This is a genomic window from Actinomadura napierensis (assembly GCF_039529375.1).
GTDB classification, from domain to species: Bacteria; Actinomycetota; Actinomycetes; order Streptosporangiales; family Streptosporangiaceae; genus Spirillospora; species Spirillospora napierensis.
This window is the reverse complement of record NZ_BAAAMR010000036.1, coordinates 1-18,589: the sequence shown is the minus strand read 5'-3', so window position 1 is coordinate 18,589 and position 18,589 is coordinate 1. Positions and strand designations below refer to the sequence as shown.

Below are 18,589 nucleotides of genomic sequence, written 5' to 3'. Positions count from 1 at the left end.
AAAGTTAGGTTAGCCTTGCCTACGAAAATCGCACAAGGTTAGGCTTACCTAAGTTTTCGCCCGGATTCCCGACTCGGTCGGATTTCGTCACCCAAGGGAGCCCACTGCCTTGTCCCCCGGTCTGCGCACTGACGAGAAGCCCACGGAACGGGTGGTCGAGGCCGCCCGCGCGCCGCTCGACCTGATGACCCGGCTGGCCGGATCCGGCCTCTTCACCGACCACGTCGTGTACGAGCGGCCCGGCCGCTGGACGTTCGCCGGCGGCGTGCTCGGCGAGGTCGTCCTCGACTCCGGCGCCGTGCACGCCCGCTGGCCGGGCCGCGCGCCGGAGACCGCGCCGTACACCGGCCGGCCCGCCGCCGCGCTGCGCGAGACGTTCGCCGCCGCGCCGCTCCCGGCCTGGAACGCCTACGGGTGGATCGCGTTCGAGTTCGCCTCGGCCCGTCCGTCCGGACGGCTCGCGCACTTCGTCGTCCCGCGCGTCGAGGTCCACGTGGAGGACGGCGCGGCCCGCATCGCCGGCGCCGACCCGCGTGACGTCGAGCGCGTCGCGGACCTGCTCGCCGCGGACGTCCCGCCCGCTCCCCCGGCCCCCTCGCCGGTGGACGTGCGGGAGGGCGGCGACGTCTACCGCGCGCGCGTCGCCCGGGCCGTCGACGACATCGCGGCGGGCCGCTACCAGAAGATCATCGTGTCGCGGCGGCTGGACGTCCCCTACCCCGTCGACGTCGCCGCCACCTACGCGTGCGGGCGGGCGGCCAACACCCCGGCGCGGTCGTTCCTGCTCGACCTCGGCGGCTTCCAGGCCACCGGGTTCAGCCCCGAGGTCCTCGCGAGCGTGGACGACGGCGGGCGCGTCATGACGCAGCCGCTCGCCGGCACCCGCGCGTTCGGGTTCGGCGGCGACGCCGACGCGCGCACCCGCCGCGAGCTGGAGACCGACCCGAAGGAGATCTTCGAGCACGCCGTGTCGGTCCGCACCTCGCAGGAGGAGCTGTACCGGGTGTGCGACCCCGACAGCGTCCACGTCACCGGGTTCATGACCGTGAAGGAGCGGGGCAGCGTGCAGCACCTCGGCTCCAGCGTCGGCGGCGTCCTCGCGCCGGGCCGCACCTGCTGGGACGCGCTCGACGCGCTGTTCCCCGGCGTGACGGCGTCCGGCATCCCGAAGGCCGAGGCGATCGAGGCGATCGGGGAGCTGGAGGAGCGCCGCGGCCTGTACGCGGGCGCCGTCGCCGCCGTGTCGCACACCGGCGCGCTCGACGCGGCGCTCGTGCTGCGCGCCCTCTACAACGAGAACGGGCAGGCCTGGCTGCGCGCCGGCGCCGGCATCGTCAGCGGCTCGACGCCCGACCGCGAATACGAGGAGACCTGCGAAAAGCTGTCGAGCATCGCTCCCTATGTATGCAAGGCCCTTGGCGTCAGGCGCTAGGGCGCCTTCCTTCGGCGGGCCTTGCGGCGATCGCTGCATCGCTCCGGCTCGCCCTGGGGGCTCGCTGCGCGATCAGGTTCTCGCAAGCTCGAACCTGGCTTCGCACGCGATCGCAACGCTCGGGTCGTTGACGGTTGAGGTCTAGGACGTGCGGACGTTCCGGTCCGCGAGGGTCCATGAGGAGCCCCCTCTGAGCCTTGCTCAGAGGGGGCTCGACCGGTTCAGGTCAGGTCGGCGGCCAGGGCCTTCTTGCTGACCTTGCCGACCGGGGTGCGCGGGAAGGCGTCGGCGGTCTCCAGGCGGTCGGGCCATTTGTAGGCGGCCAAGCCGCGGTCGCGGAGGAAGTCCTTGATGTCGCGGAGCGTCGGCGGCGCGGCCTTCGCGGCGTCGCGGAGGATGAGGAACGCGCAGGTCCGCTCCCCCATCATCGGGTCGGGGACGCCGACGACGGCGGCGTCGTGGATCGCCGGGTGGGCGAGGAGGTGGTCCTCCAGCTCCTCGGCCGAGACCTTGTCGCCGCCCCGGTTGATCTGGTCCTTCTCGCGGCCTTCCACGATGAGGTGCCCGGACGGCAGCTGCCGCACGAGGTCGCCGGTGCGGTAGTAGCCGTCCGGCGTGAACGCGCGGGCGTTGTGCGCGGGCGCGCGGTAGTAGCCGCGCAGCGTGTAGGGGCCGCGGGTGAGCAGTTCCCCGACCTCGCCGGGCGCGACCGTCCTGCCGTCGGCGTCCACGACGCGGATCTCGTCGGCCGGGGACAGCGGGCGGCCCTGCGTCCGCTCCACCAGCTCGGGCGGGTCGTCCAGGCGGGTGAAGTTGAGCAGGCCCTCCGCCATCCCGAACACCTGCTGCACGCGGCAGCCGAGGACCCCGGGGACCTCGGCGGCGCGCTCGGCGGCCAGCTTGGCGCCGCCGACCTGCAGCAGCTCCAGCGAGGACAGGTCGTCGTCGGACCAGGTGGCCGCGTCCAGCCACAGCAGCGCGATCGGCGGTACGACCGCGCAGGCCGTGGCGCTCTCGCGCTCGATGAGCGGGAACGCCTCGTCCGGCGACCCGGACGGCGCGAGCACCACCGTCCCGCCGGTTGCGAACACGCCGAGCAGGCCTGGGCAGGCGAGGGCGAAGTTGTGGGCGGCGGGCAGCACGACGAGGTAGACGGTGTCGCGGGTGAAGCCGCACACCTCCGCGCTGGCCTCCAGGTTGTAGACGTAGTCGCGGTGCGTGCGGGGGATGAGCTTCGGCAGCCCCGTCGTCCCGCCGGACAGCAGGAGGACGCCGACGTCGGAGGGATCCGGGCGCGGGTGCTCGACTGGCTCGGCGTCCAGGTCGGCGAGCGCGGTGAACTCCTGGGCGTCGCCGTCCACGACGACGTGCTCGACGGGGAGCGTCCGGGCCATCGCCCGGTAGTCGAAGTCGCCGTCGGTCTCGCCGCAGACGTAGGCCCGGGCCTCGGCCAGCTCGCACAGGTAGCGGATCTCGCTCTCGCGGTGCGCGGGCAGCGCGAGGACGGGCGCCGCGCCGATCCGCACGAGCGCGAGGAACGCCATGACGAAGCCGGCGGTGTTGGGCAGTTGCACGACGACGCGGTCGCCTGCGCGGACGCCGAGCCGCAGGAATCCGGCGGCGGTGCGTTCGGCGCGCCGGTCGAGGTCGGCGTAGGTGAGGCGGTCGTCGCCCGCGACGAGCGCGACGCGGTCCGGGTCGCCGCGCAGGACGTCGCCGAGGACGCGGTCCTTCCAGTGGCCTTCGGCCTTGTAGCGTGCTTCCAGGTCGGCGGGCCAGGGGGTGAAGCCGTCCATGGCGCTCAGCGTCCGGCGAGCTGGGCGGCGGCGCCGGGGACCGGCTCGGCCGGGTCGGAACCGAGCGCGACGATGCGGTTGGCGCCGTCCACGTGGACGACGCGGGGCCGGTGGGCGGACAGCTCGGCCTCGTCCAGCGCCGCGTAGGTGATGACGATGACCAGGTCGCCGGGCTGGACGAGGCGGGCCGCGGCGCCGTTCACGCCGATGACCCCGCTGCCGGGCTCGCCGGTGATGGCGTAGGTGACCAGGCGGGAGCCGTTGGTGATGTCGACGAGGTGGACCTGCTCGCCCTCGGCGATGCCGGCGGCCTCCATCAGGTCCGCGTCGATCGTCAGCGAGCCCACGTAGTGCAGGTCGGCCTGGGTCACGGTCGCTCGGTGGATCTTTCCGTTCATCAGCGTGCGCTGCACCGGGAGGTCCCCTTCTCTCACGATCAACTAAGGATAGGCTTACCTTAGCTACTCCCCCATCCGAGGAGAACCCCCGACGATGCTCCGGCGCCTCGCCCTGGACATCGGCCCGCTGCGCGACAGCCGGCCGTTCCGCAACGTGTTCATCGCCCGCACCGTCTCGGTCTTCGGGATCGGCATGCTGGCCGTCGCCGTCCCCGTGCAGGTCTACGACCTGACCGGCTCCACCGTGCAGGTCGGCGCCGTGTCGGCCGCCGAGGGGTTCGCGCTCCTCGTCGGGTTCCTGTGGGGCGGCGTGCTCGCCGACCGGCAGGACCGGCGGCGACTCATGCTGCGCGCCCGCACCGCCTCCGGGATCGCGTTCGCGCTGCTCGCGCTCAACGCGTTCCTGCCGTCCCCGTCGTCCGCGGCGCTCTACGCGCTGGCCACCTGGGACGGCCTCGCCACCGGCGTCGCCGTCACCGCGCTGCTCGCCGCGACTCCCGCGCTCGTCGGCCCGGACAAGCTCGTCGCGGCGGGCGCGCTGAACGCCCTGACCGTCCGGCTCGGGTCGATGCTGTCGCCCGCGCTCGGCGGGCTCGTGGTGTCGGCGTTCGGCGTCGGCTGGAACTACGCGGCGGCCGCCGCCGGCACCCTCGGCACGCTCGGCCTGCTGACCTCCCTGCCGAAGCTGGAACCCGCGCGCGGAGACGAGACGGACGCGCATCCGCTGAAGTCGATCGGCGGCGGGCTGCGCTTCGTCGCCTCCCACCGGGTCGTCGGCTCGCTGATGCTGCTCGGCCTGCTGTTCATGGTCGCGGGCGGCGTCCCGGTGCTGATGCCGGCGTTCGCCGAACGCGGCCTGGACGGCGGCCCCACCACCGTCGGCCTGCTGTACGCCGCACCCGCCTGCGGCGCGGTGCTCGCGTCCGTCACCAGCGGGTGGGCGGGTTCGGTCAAGGCCCCGGGCCTCGCGCTGCTGGCCGCGTCCGTGACCGGGTTCGTCGCGCTGGCGTGCACGGGTCTGGCCCGGCATCCCGCGCTCGCCGTCGCGATCCTGTTCGGGTACGGGTTCGCCGCGTCCGTCGAGGAGATCCTGCGGTACGGCCTCATCCAGTCGCACACCCCCGACTCCCATCTGGGTCGCGTCAACTCCCTGTGGGCGGCGCAGGAGACCGGCGGCTCCGCCATCGGTTCGCTCGGCGCCGGCGCGCTCGGCCGCGCCATGCCCCCGGGCCCGGCCATCGTCGTCTACGGGACGGTCAGCGCCGTCCTCGCCCTGGCGCTCGCCGTCACCCTCACGACCCTCCGCACCGCCACCCTCGCCCCCGCCGCCGAACCCGAACGTTGAGTTGCGGCGAGTCGTCGTTATGGAACGCCTCATAACGACGACTCGCCGCAAGTGAACGGGGTTCGGTCAGCCGGCCAGGTGCGACTCGACCTCTTCGTCGGACATGGAGTCGATCTCCAGCCAGATCGCGGCGACCGCCTCCAGGCGGCCCGGAACGTCCTCCAGCTCGGTGAAGCGGCGGGCGATGCGCGCGATCGTCCGCTCGGCGAACAGGACCCGGACCGGCAGGGCGGAGGTGTCGAGCGCCTCGCGCAGCCGCGCAACAAAGGTCGTGGCGAGGACGGAGTCGCCGCCGAGGGCGAAGAAGTCGGCGCCCGCGCCGACGCGTTCCCTCCCCAGCACCTCGGCGGCGATCCGGGCCAGCACCCCTTCCAGGGACGTCTCGGGCTCGGCGTAGGGCGCGGCGTCCTCGCCGGCCTCGGCGGCGGCGAGCGCGGCGAGCGCCTTGCGGTCCACCTTGCCGTTGGCGGTGAGCGGCAGCTCGGCGACCGGTACGAGCACCTCCGGCACCATGTGCGGCGGCAGCAGATCGCGAACGCGCGCCAGCACCGCGTCAGCGGGAACGACCCGGGGCGTGACGGCGGCGCAGAGGCGGTCGCCCGCGAGCAGCGCGACCGCGCGTTCGACGGCCGGGTGGTCGCGCAGCGCCGCCTCGACCTCGCCGAGCTCGATGCGGAAGCCGCGGACCTTCACCTGGTGGTCGCGGCGGCCGAGGAACTCCAGCCTGCCGCCCGGGCGGTAGCGGGCGAGGTCACCGGTCCGGTACCAGCGGACGCCGTCGCGGACGACGAACCGGTCGGCGGTCCGCTCGGGATCCCCGGTGTAGCCGTCGGCGACCCCGGCACCGCCGATCCACAGTTCGCCCGCGACCCAGTCGGGGCGGTCGCGGCCCAGGTCGTCCACGACGCGGCAGGCGACGCCGCCGAGCGGCACACCGTACGGGACGGCGCGCCAGTCGGCCGGGACCTCGCCCGCGACCTCCTGCACCGTCGAGTGGATCGCGGTCTCGGTGGTGCCGCCGAGCGCGACGAACCGGGCGCCCGGCGCCCGCTCGGCGAGCAGCGCGGGCAGGTGCGTGCCGACCCAGTCGCCGCCGAGCAGCACCAGCCGCAGGGACGGGACGGGCCCGGAGCGCAGCAGCATCTCCAGGACGGACGGCACGCTGTTCAGCACGGTCACCGACCAGCGGGCCGCGAGGGCGTTCCAGCGGGCGGCGTCGCGGCGCTCGTCCTCGTCCGGGACGACGACGGCACCGCCCGCAGTCCAGGGGGCGAACAGGTCGAACACCGACAGGTCGAAGTCGAGGGCGGAGACGGCGAGGGTGACGTCGTCGGATCCGATCGAGAAACGTCCGACGAGGTCGCCGATGGTGTTCATCGCGGCGCCGTGCGAGACCTCGACGCCCTTCGGCTCGCCCGTCGACCCGGACGTGAACAGCACGTACGCGACCTGGTCGGGGCGGACCGCGACGGGTTCGGACAGTGGTTCGGCGCCCGGCTCGAAGGCCGGGGTCACGGACGCGGCGACGGCGGCGCTCGCGCGGATCCTCTCGCGGCGCGCGGCCGGCTGCTCGGGGCCGATCGGGACGTAGGCGGCGCCCGCGGCGAGGACGCCGAGCGCGGCGGCGGCCTGGCCGGGCCCCTTGGGAAGCTCGATCGACACCCGGTCGCCCGGCTGGACGCCCAGCGCGACGAGTGCCGACGCGATGCGCAGTGCCCGATCGGCGAGTTCGCCGTAGGTGAGCGTGCCGTCGTCGCCCCAGTGCAGGGCAGAGGCGCCGGGGGTACGACGGGCATGCTCGAAGAATCCCCTGGTCAGGGTGGAGGGCGGAGGGGCCTCGGTGGCGTTGAGACGGTGCCGCACGCGCAGCTGCTCCGGCGTCGCGCCGATGCCGAGCGGCGCGTCCCAGTCGGCGCCGTCCGCGCCGAGCCGGGTGATCGCGGCGGTGTAGGCGGCGAACATCGCCTCGGCGACACCGTCCGGGAACGCGGGGCGGCGCACGTCCCAGTTCAGCAGCAGCCCGCCGGACACCTCGGTGACCTGGGCGTCCAGCAGCACCTGCGGGCCCTGCGAGATGATCCAGGCGGGCTCGCCGAACCGCTCGCGGACCGCGTCGCCGAACAGCTCGCCGAGGTTCAGTGCGCTGGTGTAGACGATCGGGGCGAGGACCTGCTCGCCGCGCAGCCGCGACAGGTCGCGCAGCACTTCGAGGCCGGAGTAGTCGCTGTGCGCGCCGGCGGTGTGCAGGTTCGCCTGCAGGGCGCGGGCCCGCGCGGCGAACGGCAGCTCCTCGGTGAGGTCGGCCTCCAGCATGATGGAGCCGGTGAAGTCGCCGACGACGGAGTCCACGTCCGGGTGGACGGGCTCGCGGTGGAACAGCGGCAGGTTGAGCAGGAACCGCGGCGTCGCCGACCACGCGCCGATGACCTCGGCGAACACGGCGGCGAGCGCCATCGCCGGGGTGATGCCCTCGGCGTGCGCGCGGGCGATGAGCCGGGCCTTCTCCTCCGGCGGCAGCCAGTGGTGCAGGCGCTCGACCTCGTCGCCCGGTTCGGGGACGACCGGCAGCTCGGGCGGGCCGGGCAGGTCGGCGAGCCGGTCGGCCCACCACCGCCGGTCCTGCCCGCGGGCGTCGGCGCGCGGGTCGTCGGCGAGGTAGCGGGCGTAGCCGTAGCGGATCGGGGCGAGCGCCTCGCCCTCGTAGAGCGCGGCGAGGTCGGCGAGCATGACGCGGTAGCTCATCGCGTCGGCGGCGACCATGTCGACGTCGAGGTGAAGCCGCGCGATCCCTTCGGGGAGCAGGCTGAGGCGGGCGTCGAAGACGCGGCCGTCCTCGATGGGGAGCCGCTGCCGCGACATCTCGGCGCGGATCCGGTCCAGTTCGGCGCCGGGGTCGGCGGCCTCGCGCAGGTCGTGGACGGTCACGGCGGGCCCGGGGCGCTCCGGCAGGATCCGCTGCGTCCCGTCGTCGCCGACGGCGACGCGCAGCATGGGGTGCCGGTCGGCGAGCGCGCGCACGGCCGGCTCGAAGCGGGACGGATCGATGGCGCGGCCGTCCAGCTCGACGTAGAGGTGCGCGGCGACCGAGCCGAGGGACTGGCCGGAGTCGCGGCCGATCCAGTACGCGTGCTGCATGAGGGCCAGCGGGAACGGCCCGTCGGGTTCCCCTCCGTCCGGCTCCAGAGCGGGCTCGGGCGGGCGGGCCTCCATCTGGCCGCGCTCGGCGAGCAGGTCCCACCAGCCTGCGAGGGTGGGCCGCTCGGCCAGCTCGGCGAAGCGGACCTCGACGCCGCGGCGGCGCAGCCGCCCGGTCAGCTGCATGAGGCGGATCGAGTCCATCCCGAGCTCGATCAGGTTGTCGCCCGGCTCGGCGTCCTCGCCCAGCACGTCGGTCAGCGCGGCGTGCAGCTCATCCCAGGTCAGCACAGAACTCCCCTCAACTTAGGTAAGGCTAACCTAAATTGATCGCCGTCCCACCGTCAATGCGGGCGCCTTCAGGCGGCCGCGCGGCGTCCGGAGGTGAGCAGCAGCCACGCCAGGTAGGCGCCGCCGAGCACGCCGGTGACCACCCCGACCGGCATCGCCACCGGCAGGTGCAGCGAGATCAGGTCGCCGCAGGCCAGCAGCGCGGCGCCGGTCAGTCCGGCGGGCAGCAGCAGCGCGCCGGGGCGGCGGGTCAGCCGCCGCGCCAGCTGCGGCGCCGCGAGCGCGACGAACGGCACCGGGCCCGCCGCCGCCGTCGCCGCCGCGCCGAGGCCGTCGCCCACCACCACGAGCAGCGCGCGCGTCCGCTGGACGGGCACACCGAGCGCCCGCGCCGCGTCGTCGCCCATCTCACCCATACCGAGCGGGCGGGCGAGCAGCAGCGCCATCGGGACGAGCACCGCGAGCGCGATGGCGAGCGGCACCGCCTGCGCCCACCCGCGCCCGTTCAGGCTCCCGGTCAGCCAGAACGCGGCCTCGTACGCCTCGCGCAGTTCGGCGCGGGTGATGAGGTAGGAGTTGGCGGCCTCCAGCATCGCGGCGGCGGCGACCCCGATCAGCACCAGGCGGACGCCGTGCACGCCGCCGCCCCGCCGGTAGGCGACGATGTACACGCCCGCGGCGGTGATGAACGCGCCCGCGACCGAGCTGACGGTGATCGCGACCGCGCCGCCGCCGAACACCAGGATCTGCAGCAGCGCGCCCGTCGCCGACCCGGTGGTGAAGCCGATGAGGTCGGGGCTGCCGAGCGGGTTGCGCGACATGCTCTGGAAGATCGCCCCGCTCATGCCGAGCGCCAGCCCGGCGAGCAGCCCGGTGACGGCGCGCGGCAGCCGCAGCGTGCGGACGATGAAGTCGGTCGCCTGGTCGCCCTGCCCGACGAGCGAGCGCACCACGTCCACCGGCGAGATGGGGAACTCACCGGATCCGACCACGAAGACGGCGGCGCCCACCGCGACCAGCGCCACCAGCCCGCACACCAGCGCCGCCCGCGGCTCCCACCGCACCGACACCCCGCCGGCCCGCATGACACGGCTCATAGGTCACGGGTCCTTCCGCGCCGGACGATCAGCATGAACAGCGGCGCGCCGAGGAACGCGGTGACGATCCCGGTCTGCAGCTCGCCGGGCGTGACGACGCGTCCGGTGATGTCGGCGGCGAGCAGCAGGACGGGCGCGAGCAGCAGCGAGTACGGCAGCACCCAGCGCTGGTCGGGGCCGACGAACGCGCGGACCGCGTACGGGACGGCGAGGCCGAGGAACGTGATGGGCCCGACGGCCGCCGTCGCCGCCCCGCACAGCAGCACGACGGCCAGCGCGCCGAGCGCCCGCGTCCGGCCCGGATGGACGCCGAGCGCGCGGCCCGCCTCGTCGCCGAGGCCGAGGGCGTTCAGCGGCCGGGCGAGCAGCAGGGCCAGCACCGTCCCGGCGGCGATGAACGGCAGTACCCGGAGGAACACCCCGGTGTCCCGCCCGGCGAGGCTGCCGACCTGCCAGAACCGGAAGCCGTTGAAGGCGCGCGGGCTGAGCAGCATCAGCCCGGCCGTCAGCGCGCTGAACACGGCGTTGACGGCGGCGCCCGCCAGCACCAGCCGCGCGGGCGAGGTCCCGCCGCGCCCGCGCGCACCGATCGTGTGGACGAGCACGGCGGCGCCGGCGGCCCCGATGAACGCCGCCCACACGTAGACCAGGACGTCGTCGGCGCGGAACGCCCCGATGACGATGACGACCGCGAGCGCGGCGCCGCCGTTCACGCCGAGCAGGCCGGGTTCGGCGAGCGGGTTACGGGTGAGCGCCTGCATCACCGCGCCGGCGAGGCCGAGCGCGACGCCGGCGCCGATGCCGAGGAGGGTGCGCGGGAGCCGCAGCTCACGCACGATCAGCGCGTCCCGCGACCCGTCCGGCGCGAACACGGCCGGCGCGACCTTCCCGATCGGGATGTGCTCGGCGCCGACGGCCAGGCTCGCCGCGGCCGCCAGCAGCAGGAGGACGGCGAGGGCGCCGAGCCCGGCCCAGCGGCCCGCCGGGCGCCGGACCGGAGGCGCGGCGGCCTCCTTCGCCGGGGGTGTGCGGGGGGTTCTCCGCGCGAGGGGCAGCACGGTTAGTAAGGCTAGCCTAAGCTAACTCGACGCCTCCACCCCTCCCCGTTCCCGATTTTCCGGATCTCCTCGCGCCAGTGCCAATACGTGCGTATGGTATACATGCGTATTGGAGATTGAACGCTTGTATTGGAGGGTTCGGAAGCGTGACGGAGACGGGCCCGGCACAGGAAGACCTGACGGCGCGCGCACGGATCAGGGACGCCGCGCTGGAGATGTTCGCCGAGCACGGGATGAAGGGCGCGACGTTCCGCGGCATCGCGGAGGCGGCCGGGGTGTCGGTCGGGCTCGTCCAGCACCATTTCGGCTCGAAGCAGGAGCTGCGGGAGGCCTGCGACGCCTACGCGCTCGACACGATCCGCCGGCTCAGCTCGGAGAAGATCGACGGGATCGGCGACCCCGGCTTCCTGGCGCGGGCGATGCGGATCGACCTTCCCGTGCGCCGCTACCTCGCCCGCGCGCTCGTCGACGGCTCCCCCGCCGCGGCACGGGTGTTCGACGACCTGGTCGACACCACCGAGACCTACTTCGCCTCCGACCTGCCGCCCGGGATCAACGCGCCCGTCACCACCGACGTGCACGCCTACTCCGCCGCGCTCGTCGCGATGACGATCGGCATGGAGGTGCTGCACGACCACCTGTCGCGGGTACTGGGCGTCGACACCTTCACCCCCGAAGGCTCGCTGCGGCTGCGGCGCGCCCTCTTCGACATCGTCGACGACCGGCTGCTGAGCCGGGAACTCGCGGCACGCGCCCGCACCACCATGCGGGAGTACGAGAGCGGCGCCTTCGGGCCGGCCGCTCGCACCGGGAACACCGAGGAAGGCCCAGGAGAGAAGGCAGGATGACTGAGGCGGTACGGGCCGAGGGCCTGGTCAAGACGTTCGGCCGGACGCGCGCGCTCGACGGGCTCGACCTGCGCGTGGCGCCCGGCGAGGTGCACGGCTTCCTCGGTCCCAACGGGGCCGGGAAGTCCACCGCCATCCGCGTGCTGCTCGGGCTGATGCGCGCCGACGCCGGGACGGCCCGGCTGCTCGGCGGGGACCCGTGGCGCGACGCCACCGCGCTGCACCGGCGCATCGCCTACGTGCCCGGGGACGTCACCCTGTGGCCCAACCTGTCCGGCGGCGAGGTCATCGACCTGCTCGGGCGGCTGCGCGGCGGGCAGGACGACCGCCGCCGCACCGAGCTGCTCGACCGCTTCGAACTCGACCCGAAGAAGCGGGGGCGCGCCTACTCCAAGGGCAACCGGCAGAAGGTCGCGCTCGTCGCCGCGTTCGCCTCCGACGCGGAGCTGCTCATCCTGGACGAGCCCACCTCCGGCCTCGACCCCCTCATGGAGGAGGCGTTCCAGGAGTGCGTGAAGGAGGAGCGCGCGGCCGGGCGGACGGTGCTGCTGTCGAGCCACATCCTCAGCGAGGTGGAGGCGCTCTGCGACCGGGTCACCATCATCCGCAAGGGCCGCACGGTGGAGACCGGCACGCTCTCCGAGCTGCGCCATCTCACCCGCACCTCCATCCGCGCCGAGCTCGCCGGCCCGCCCGACGGCGTCCCGCTGCCCGGCGCGCATGACGTCCACATCGACGGCAACACCGTCACCTTCGAGGTCGAGACGTCCGAGCTGGACGCCGCGCTGCGGCAGCTCACCGAGATCGGCGTCCGCGCCCTCACCAGCCGCCCGCCGACCCTCGAAGAGCTGTTCCTGCGGCACTACGAGAACGACCACGCCGGGCGGGCCCTCCAGGAAGGCGGCGTGTCATGACCGCCACGACCGTGCGCCCGTCCGCGCGCGACGCCCGCGCGGACGGCGCGCTCGCCGGCTTGGGCACGCTGCTGAAGATGTGGCTGCGCCGCGACCGCGTCATGATGCCGGCGTGGATCTACGGGCTGACCGCGCTCGTCTCCAGCACGGTCTACAGCTTCAAGAACGGGTACGACGCGCCGGGGTCCCTGGAGAGCTTCGCGCGCGGCATCAACGACAACCCGTCCATGCGGGCCATGTACGGGCCGGTGCTGAACGAGCACACGGCCGCGGGCGTCAGCGCGTGGCGGGTCGGCGCGACCGGTGCCGCCCTCACCGCCGTGATGTGCGTGCTGCTCGTCGTCCGGCACACGCGCGCCGAAGAGGAGACGGGACGGCTGGAGCTGGTCGGCGCCGCCGCCGTCGGGCGCCGCGCGCCGCTGACCGCGGCCCTGGCCGCCGCCGTGACGGCCGCCGCCACCCTGGCGGCCGTGGTCGCGGTCGTCATGATGGTGTTCGGGCTGCCCATCGCCGGATCGGTCGTGTTCGGACTGTCCTGGTTCGGCGCCGGGCTGGTGTTCGCCGGGGTCGCCGCGGTCACCGCGCAGCTCGCGGAGACGTCCCGGCTCGCCAACGGGCTGGCGTTCGCGGTGCTCGGCGCCGCCTACCTGGTCCGGGGCGTGGCGGACGCCGGTTCGGCGCACTGGGCGGCGTGGCTGTCGCCGATCGGCTGGGCACAGCTGGTGCGGCCGCACGCGGGCGACCGCTGGGCCGTGCTCCTGCTCCCCCTCGCCGCCTTCCTGCTCCTGGTCGCCGCCGCCTACGCGCTGGCCGAGCGCCGCGACCTCGGCGCCGGGATCCTGGCACCGGCGCCCGGTCCCGCGCGGGCCGCACCGTCGCTGCGCGGCCCGCTCGCCCTGTCGTGGCGGCTGCAGCGGGCCACGCTGGCCGGCTGGTCCGCGGCGTTCCTGGTGTACGGGCTGGCGATCGGCGGTGTCGTGGACGGCGTCGACGACCTGGTCAACGGCAGCGACGCCGTCCTGGACGACATCCGCAAGATCGGCGGGCAGCAGGACCTCGCGGACGCGTTCCTCGCCACCGCCATGGGCCTCATGGCCCTGTTCGCCTCGGCCTACGCGGTGCAGAGCGTCCTCAGGATGCGGGCCGAGGAGAGCGCGGGTCGCCTGGAGCCGGTTCTCGCCACCGCCGTCGGCCGGGTCCGCTGGGCCGCCGCGAACCTCGCCGTCACCGTCGCGGGCACGGTGGTCCTGCTGGGCGCCACCGGCCTCGCGATCGGGGTCGTCCACGGGGCCCGCTCCGGCGACCTCGGCGGGCAGCTGCCCCGCCAGCTCGGCGCGGCGCTCGTCCAGCTGCCGGCGGTCTGGGTGATCGCCGCGGTGACCGTGCTGCTGTTCGGCCTGGTGCCCCGCGCGACGTCCGCCGGGTGGGGCGTGCTGACCGTCTGCCTGCTGCTCGGCCAGGTCGGGCCGCTGCTGAAGCTGCCGCAGGCGGTCATGGACGTCTCGCCGTTCACGCACACGCCGAAGCTGCCCGGCGGCGGCTTCGACGTCCTGCCGGTCGCCGCGCTGACCGCCGTCGCGGTCGCCGCCGCCGCGGCCGGCCTGCTCGCCTTCCGCCGCCGCGACATCGCCTGACCGGCACGGCACGGCCCGGCCGGGGTGGGAGCGGTCCGCCCCTGCCGGGTCAGCCGGCGTCGTGGCCGGGGTGGGAGAGCAGCCACGCCCAGATCTCGGCCGGGTCCTCGGCGGTGCGGCGGGCGCCGCAGTGGCAGATGCCGGTGAGCCGGTCCGAGCCCGGGGACCATTCGACCCGCAGGCGGCCCCCACCCGCCGTGCCGGCGCTCACCGCGCCGCCGTGAGCCGCTGGAGCAGGCGGCGCGCGGCCAGGCCGCCGGTGTCGATGTTGATGGACAGCTCCTGGTAGCCCTCCGGCTCGGCGGCGATCACCTTCTCCAGGGTGTTCAGCGCCGTGACGTCCTGCAGGACGACGGTGCGGTTGTTCTCGTGCAGGAACTCCGACACCCGCTCGTCGTCGAGCGCGAAGTCGCGGGCGACCCACCAGAAGTCGTGCGTGGTGGTCTCGGTCTCCGGGACGATCGCGTAGCCGACCTCCACGTGGAAGGCGCGCGGGTCGTCGCCGTCCGGGCCGGGCTCCACGCCGGTCGGCGCGATGCGGCTGTGCAGCAGGTAGAAGCCCGGCGGGTGGTACTCGATGTCCTGCCACCGGTCGATGCGGCCCTCGATGCCGGTCGACTCCGAGTAGAACGGCGGGCACTCGACGTCCTTCATGCGGCGGCTGACGTAGACGACGCCGGCCTCGTCGTCCACCTCCGTGGTGATCGGGGTCTGCGCGACCTCCGGCGTGCCGATGTAGCCCGCGTGCAGGTAGGTCTCGTGCGACAGGTCGAGCAGGTTGTCGACGAGCAGCTCGTACCGCGCGGCGAGCGGCTCCATGCCGCGGACGGTCGTGTAGTCCGGGGAGCTCAGCCAGGGGGCGCGCGGGATCGCGGCGGCGTCGCCCGTCCCGTCGCCGATCCACACCCAGACCAGCGAGTCCTGCTCGACGACCTGGTACGCGGGGACGCGGGCGGTGCGCGGGATCCGCGTCTGCCCCGGCACCGCGACGCACGCCCCGTCGGGCGCGTAGGTGAAGCCGTGGTAGCCGCAGACGATCCGGTCGCCGTCGCGGTTGCTCTCCGAGAGCGGGAAGCGGCGGTGCACGCACCGGTCGGCGAGCGCGACGGCCTGCCCCGCGCCCGTCCGGTAGAAGACGAGCGGCTCCCCGCAGATCGTCCGGGCGAGCAGGCCGTCGCCGACCTCCTCGCTGTAGGCGGCGACGTACCACTGGTTGCGCGCGATGGCCATGGGCTGCTCCTCGGCGGTGAACGGCGGGCGGTGCGGTCGCCACGACCTTCGCCGCCGCCCGCGAGGCCGGACCACACCGATTCCGTCCAGCGGAAGAAGCCGCCCGCGACGCCCTGCGGGAGGAGGGCCGTCAGCCCTCGCGCCGCGCCGACTCCGGGCGGCGCAGGGCCCGCGGGGCGCCGAGGGCGCGGGAGATGCCTCGGGCGGCGGCCCGCACGACCGGAACGAGCGAGCGCGCCTCCCAGCCGGACGCCGGGACCACGATCGCGACGGCCGCCACCACCGTGTCGTCCGGGCCGAACACGGGCGCGCCGACCGACATCGCGAACGTCTCGACCTGCCCGTCGCTCACCGCGGCCCCGGTGCGGCGGACCTCGGCCAGGACGCGGCGCAGCTCGGGACCGGTGGTGATGGTCCTGGGCGTGAACCCGCGCAGCGGCCCGGCGATCGCCCGCTCCTGCAGCTCCGGATCGGCGTGCGCGAGCATCGCCAGGCCGACCCCGGTCGCGTGCGCCGGCCAGCGGCCCGCGACGCGGGAGAAGACGTGGACGGCGTCGCGGGCGGAGATCCGCTCGATGTAGACGACGTCCAGGCCGTCCAGCACGGCGAGGTGGACGTTCTCGTGGGTCGCCTCGTACAGGTCCTCGAGGAACGGCATCGCCGCCTCGCGCAGCACCGGGCCCCGGGCGAGCGCGCCCACCTCCCACAGCCGCAGGCCGATCCGGTAGAGGCCCGTGCCGTCGCGCTCCAGCGCGCCCCAGCAGGTCAGCTCGCCGACGAGCCGGTGCGCGGTGGACAGCGGCAGCCCGGCGCGGCGGGCGATCTGGGTGATCGTCAGCGCCGGGCGGTCCGGCGTGAAGGCGCCGATGATGTCCAGGACCCGGCTGGTCACGGTGGGACGCGGCGGCGCGGGCGCGGGCCGGGCGGCGAGTCCTCCGTTGCGCATGCGGACCGTCCTCTCCGAGCGTCGACCCAGAAATTAGGCGCAATGCGCACAGCTGTCAATTATGTGCAGAACGTCGGCCCCGCGGGCTCAGTCCGCCGCCGTCATCTTCGGCACGGTCTCCTCGATCAGATGCATGATCGTCTCTTCCAGCAGCACGTGCACCTGGGCGCGGGTCAGCCGGCCGTGCCGCAGCCACTCGCGGGTGGCCGCCTCCGCCATCCCGCTGAACCCGCGCAGCGCCGAGCGCACCTCCGGGTGCCCGGCGGCCAGCCGGGACAGCCCGACCACCTCGGTGACGTGGTCGACGGCGCCCTCGCGCGCCGCGTCCACCAGCCGGGCGAGCTCGTCGTCGCCCGCCGACCCGGCCGCCATGTCCAGCGCGACGAGCCAGGTCCCGGCGTTGCGCTCCAGCAGCTCCAGCCAGCCGGTGATGCTCTCGGTCACCCGCTCGCGGACGCTCGCGCCCGGCTCGTAGGCGGGCACCGGCACCGGCGGGATCTGCAGCATCCGCTCCACCACCGCCAGGTACAGCTCCCGCTTGGTGCCGAAGTAATGGTTCAGCAGGCCGCGGCTGACGCCCGCCACCGCCGCGATCTCGGTGTTGGACACCTCCTCGTACGGCCGTTCGCTGAACAGCTCCCGCGCGCACACCAGGATCTGCTCGCGCCGCTCGTCACGGTCCTTGCGCACCCGCACCCGCTCGCCCATGTCTCCCTGTCCGCGCCCTCATCGCCCGCCGCCGCCCGGTGACGTGCTCCCCGCGGCGGGCGCGTCCCAGTGTTCCAGAACGGCGGCCGTCCGCGCCCTGCCGCGACGAGGTCAGAGCAGGCGGACCGGAGCGCCCCCGCGACCGTTGCGAGGTGCGTCGGCCGGTCAATCATCGGCCGCCGGCAGGATGATCCGGACGGTGGTGCCCGCGCCGGGCGGGCTCTCGACGTCGACGTGGCCGCGCAGCCCGCGGACCCGGTCGGTGAGGCCGGCGAGCACGCCGCCGTCGGCCGGGCGGGCGCCGCCCGCGCCGTCGTCGCGGGCCTCGGCGACCACCCGGCCCGGCTCGTCCCGCACGCTCAGCCGGACCTCCCGGGCGCCGGCGTGCTTGGCGGCGTTCGCCAGCGCCTCGCAGAGCGCGAAGTACAGCGTCGACTCGACCTCCGGCGGGTACCGGCGGGCGGGCAGGTCGAGCCGGACGGACGCGGCGGCGCGGGCGGCGACCGGCCGCATCGCGGCGGCCAGTCCCGCGTCGGTCAGGACCGCCGGATGCACGCCGCGGGCCAGGCCGTCCAGCTCCGCGGCCGCCTCCGTCAGCTCCCGGCGGCACGCGCGCGCCTGCTCGCGGGCCCGCGGGCCGGCCGCCGCCTCCAGCCCGGCGAGCAGCGTCTCCAGCGCACGCAACCGCTGCTGGGCGCTGCGCTGCAGCTGCGCCGCGACCCGTTCCCGCTCCGCCGCCTGGGCGCGGACCAGCCGCTCCCGCGCGTCCCGCGCCCGCTCCAGATGCGCCCGCGCCGCGGCCTGCAGCCGGACGGTCTCCAGCGCGCGGCCCCCGGCGACCAGCGCCGCCTCGACGAGCGCCTCGTGGCCGCGCAGCCGGTCGTCGGCGTCGACCGTGGCGAGCGGCTCCCCGCCGGACGTGCGGACCGCGTGCCGCCACCGGCCCGCGGCGGGCCCGGCGGCGGTGCCGGGCCCGGGCCCGGCGGCGATGGGGCGGCCGGTGGTGTCGACGTAGCCGCCGTCGGCCCACAGCCACAGGGCGAGGGTGCCGTCGTGCAGGACGCGGCGCAGCGCGTCCCGCACCTTCTCCACCGACACCGGGTGGCCGGTGAGGCGCTGCATCCGCGCGGCGGCGGTGAGCTCGGCCAGCCGTGCGCGCAGCGCCGCGGCGAGGAACGCCAGCGGCAGCACCGTCGCGGACACGCCCTGGAACAGGTAGACCTCCATCACGTCGTCCAGGGTCACGTGGCCGCCGATGAGCGACCCCTGCACCGCCAGCGCGCCGGCGACGCCGACCGTGACGGCGGCCGCGATCGGCACCGTGAAGCGGCGGTCCAGCCGGCCGGTCCCCGGCAGCCGGAGCAGCAGGATGATCACCAGCGCGCCGGCCAGCACCGCCTCCACGGTCGTGATCGCGCGGTACGCGCACTGGAACGCCTCGCGTTCGGGGGCGACCGTGGGCCACGCCGCCGAGGCGGCGAACCCGTTCCACGCGGGCCGCGACACCGCGCACAGCAGCGCCTGCCCGCCGATCATGACGACGGCCGTGACACCCGTCCACAGCCGGGCGACCGTCCCGTCGAGCCGGCCGCCCGGGTATACCAGCACGCCCACCCCGATCGTCACGAAGAACACCGACTGGGCGAACACCGACGCCACCGGCCCGGCGCCCGCGTTCCAGCTCGCCGCCCAGGTCAGCGCCCACACCGCCGCGCCGGCGGTGAACGCCGCGCCGGTCCGCCGGCCGAGCCGCCCCG

General features: G+C 74.9%; 15 protein-coding genes. 5 read left to right on the top strand and 10 right to left on the bottom strand.

The window, feature by feature from the left end; translation table 11 throughout:
- The first annotated feature begins 109 nt into the window (after window positions 1-109).
- Window positions 110-1,432 carry a salicylate synthase gene (locus ABD296_RS21125; protein ID WP_344269606.1) on the top strand — a complete coding sequence of 441 codons (1,323 nt, stop codon included), beginning with the start codon at window positions 110-112 and terminating at the stop codon, window positions 1,430-1,432.
- A gap of 221 nt (window positions 1,433-1,653) precedes the next feature.
- On the opposite strand, the gene ABD296_RS21120 is transcribed toward ABD296_RS21125, so the two are convergent.
- Together ABD296_RS21120 and panD are read right to left on the bottom strand one after the other, a co-directional pair.
- Window positions 1,654-3,228 (bottom strand): (2,3-dihydroxybenzoyl)adenylate synthase, encoded by a 1,575-nt coding sequence (locus ABD296_RS21120; protein ID WP_344269603.1) that lies wholly within the window; start codon window positions 3,226-3,228, stop codon window positions 1,654-1,656.
- A gap of 5 nt (window positions 3,229-3,233) precedes the next feature.
- A complete protein-coding gene (gene panD / locus ABD296_RS21115) occupies window positions 3,234-3,641 on the bottom strand; it encodes an aspartate 1-decarboxylase (RefSeq protein ID WP_344269600.1) in 408 nt (135 codons plus the stop codon).
- Between the two features lie 79 nt (window positions 3,642-3,720).
- Between panD and entS the strand changes: the two genes are divergently transcribed.
- On the top strand, window positions 3,721-4,971 hold the full coding sequence (entS, locus tag ABD296_RS21110; protein ID WP_344269597.1) for an enterobactin transporter EntS: 1,251 nt from the start codon (window positions 3,721-3,723) through the stop codon (window positions 4,969-4,971).
- A gap of 66 nt (window positions 4,972-5,037) precedes the next feature.
- On the opposite strand, the gene ABD296_RS21105 is transcribed toward entS, so the two are convergent.
- The 3 genes from ABD296_RS21105 to ABD296_RS21095 all read right to left on the bottom strand — a co-directional run bounded on the left by ABD296_RS21105 (window position 5,038) and on the right by ABD296_RS21095 (window position 10,552).
- Window positions 5,038-8,397, bottom strand: coding sequence for a non-ribosomal peptide synthetase (locus ABD296_RS21105; RefSeq protein ID WP_344269594.1), 3,360 nt, complete (start codon window positions 8,395-8,397; stop codon window positions 5,038-5,040).
- Window positions 8,398-8,465: 68 nt separating this feature from the next.
- Window positions 8,466-9,494 carry a FecCD family ABC transporter permease gene (locus ABD296_RS21100; RefSeq protein WP_344269591.1) on the bottom strand — a complete coding sequence of 343 codons (1,029 nt, stop codon included), beginning with the start codon at window positions 9,492-9,494 and terminating at the stop codon, window positions 8,466-8,468.
- Window positions 9,491-10,552 (bottom strand): FecCD family ABC transporter permease, encoded by a 1,062-nt coding sequence (locus ABD296_RS21095; protein ID WP_344269588.1) that lies wholly within the window; start codon window positions 10,550-10,552, stop codon window positions 9,491-9,493. Before ABD296_RS21095 ends, ABD296_RS21100 begins: the two co-directional genes overlap by 4 nt.
- Before the next feature lie 146 nt (window positions 10,553-10,698).
- Here ABD296_RS21095 and ABD296_RS21090 point away from each other — a divergent pair, with 146 nt between their 5' ends.
- Genes ABD296_RS21090 through ABD296_RS21080 form a run of 3 tightly spaced genes read left to right on the top strand, consistent with a single transcriptional unit; the run spans window position 10,699 to window position 13,948 of the window.
- The gene (locus ABD296_RS21090; RefSeq protein ID WP_344269585.1) at window positions 10,699-11,400 is read left to right on the top strand and encodes a TetR/AcrR family transcriptional regulator; all 702 of its coding nucleotides are present in this window, start codon (window positions 10,699-10,701) and stop codon (window positions 11,398-11,400) included.
- Complete coding sequence (locus tag ABD296_RS21085) at window positions 11,397-12,314, top strand: ABC transporter ATP-binding protein (protein WP_285913739.1); 918 nt, start codon at window positions 11,397-11,399, stop codon at window positions 12,312-12,314. The genes ABD296_RS21090 and ABD296_RS21085 overlap by 4 nt, the downstream gene beginning before the upstream one ends.
- Window positions 12,311-13,948 (top strand): ABC transporter permease, encoded by a 1,638-nt coding sequence (locus tag ABD296_RS21080; protein ID WP_344269579.1) that lies wholly within the window; start codon window positions 12,311-12,313, stop codon window positions 13,946-13,948. Before ABD296_RS21085 ends, ABD296_RS21080 begins: the two co-directional genes overlap by 4 nt.
- 49 nt (window positions 13,949-13,997) lie before the next feature.
- Here ABD296_RS21080 and ABD296_RS21075 read toward each other — a convergent pair whose 3' ends face one another.
- The 5 genes from ABD296_RS21075 to ABD296_RS21055 all read right to left on the bottom strand — a co-directional run.
- Window positions 13,998-14,159: a hypothetical protein gene (locus ABD296_RS21075; protein ID WP_344269575.1), complete on the bottom strand. Its 162-nt coding sequence runs from the start codon at window positions 14,157-14,159 to the stop codon at window positions 13,998-14,000.
- Complete coding sequence (locus tag ABD296_RS21070; protein ID WP_344269572.1) at window positions 14,156-15,178, bottom strand: aromatic ring-hydroxylating dioxygenase subunit alpha; 1,023 nt, start codon at window positions 15,176-15,178, stop codon at window positions 14,156-14,158. The genes ABD296_RS21075 and ABD296_RS21070 overlap by 4 nt, the downstream gene beginning before the upstream one ends.
- Window positions 15,179-15,308: 130 nt before the next feature.
- Window positions 15,309-16,124 (bottom strand): IclR family transcriptional regulator, encoded by an 816-nt coding sequence (locus ABD296_RS21065; protein WP_344269570.1) that lies wholly within the window; start codon window positions 16,122-16,124, stop codon window positions 15,309-15,311.
- Window positions 16,125-16,211: 87 nt separating this feature from the next.
- Window positions 16,212-16,832, bottom strand: coding sequence for a TetR/AcrR family transcriptional regulator (locus ABD296_RS21060; RefSeq protein ID WP_344269566.1), 621 nt, complete (start codon window positions 16,830-16,832; stop codon window positions 16,212-16,214).
- 165 nt (window positions 16,833-16,997) lie between these two features.
- Window positions 16,998-18,589 (bottom strand): sensor histidine kinase (locus ABD296_RS21055; protein WP_407061494.1); only part of this gene is annotated, 1,592 nt, incomplete at its 5' end.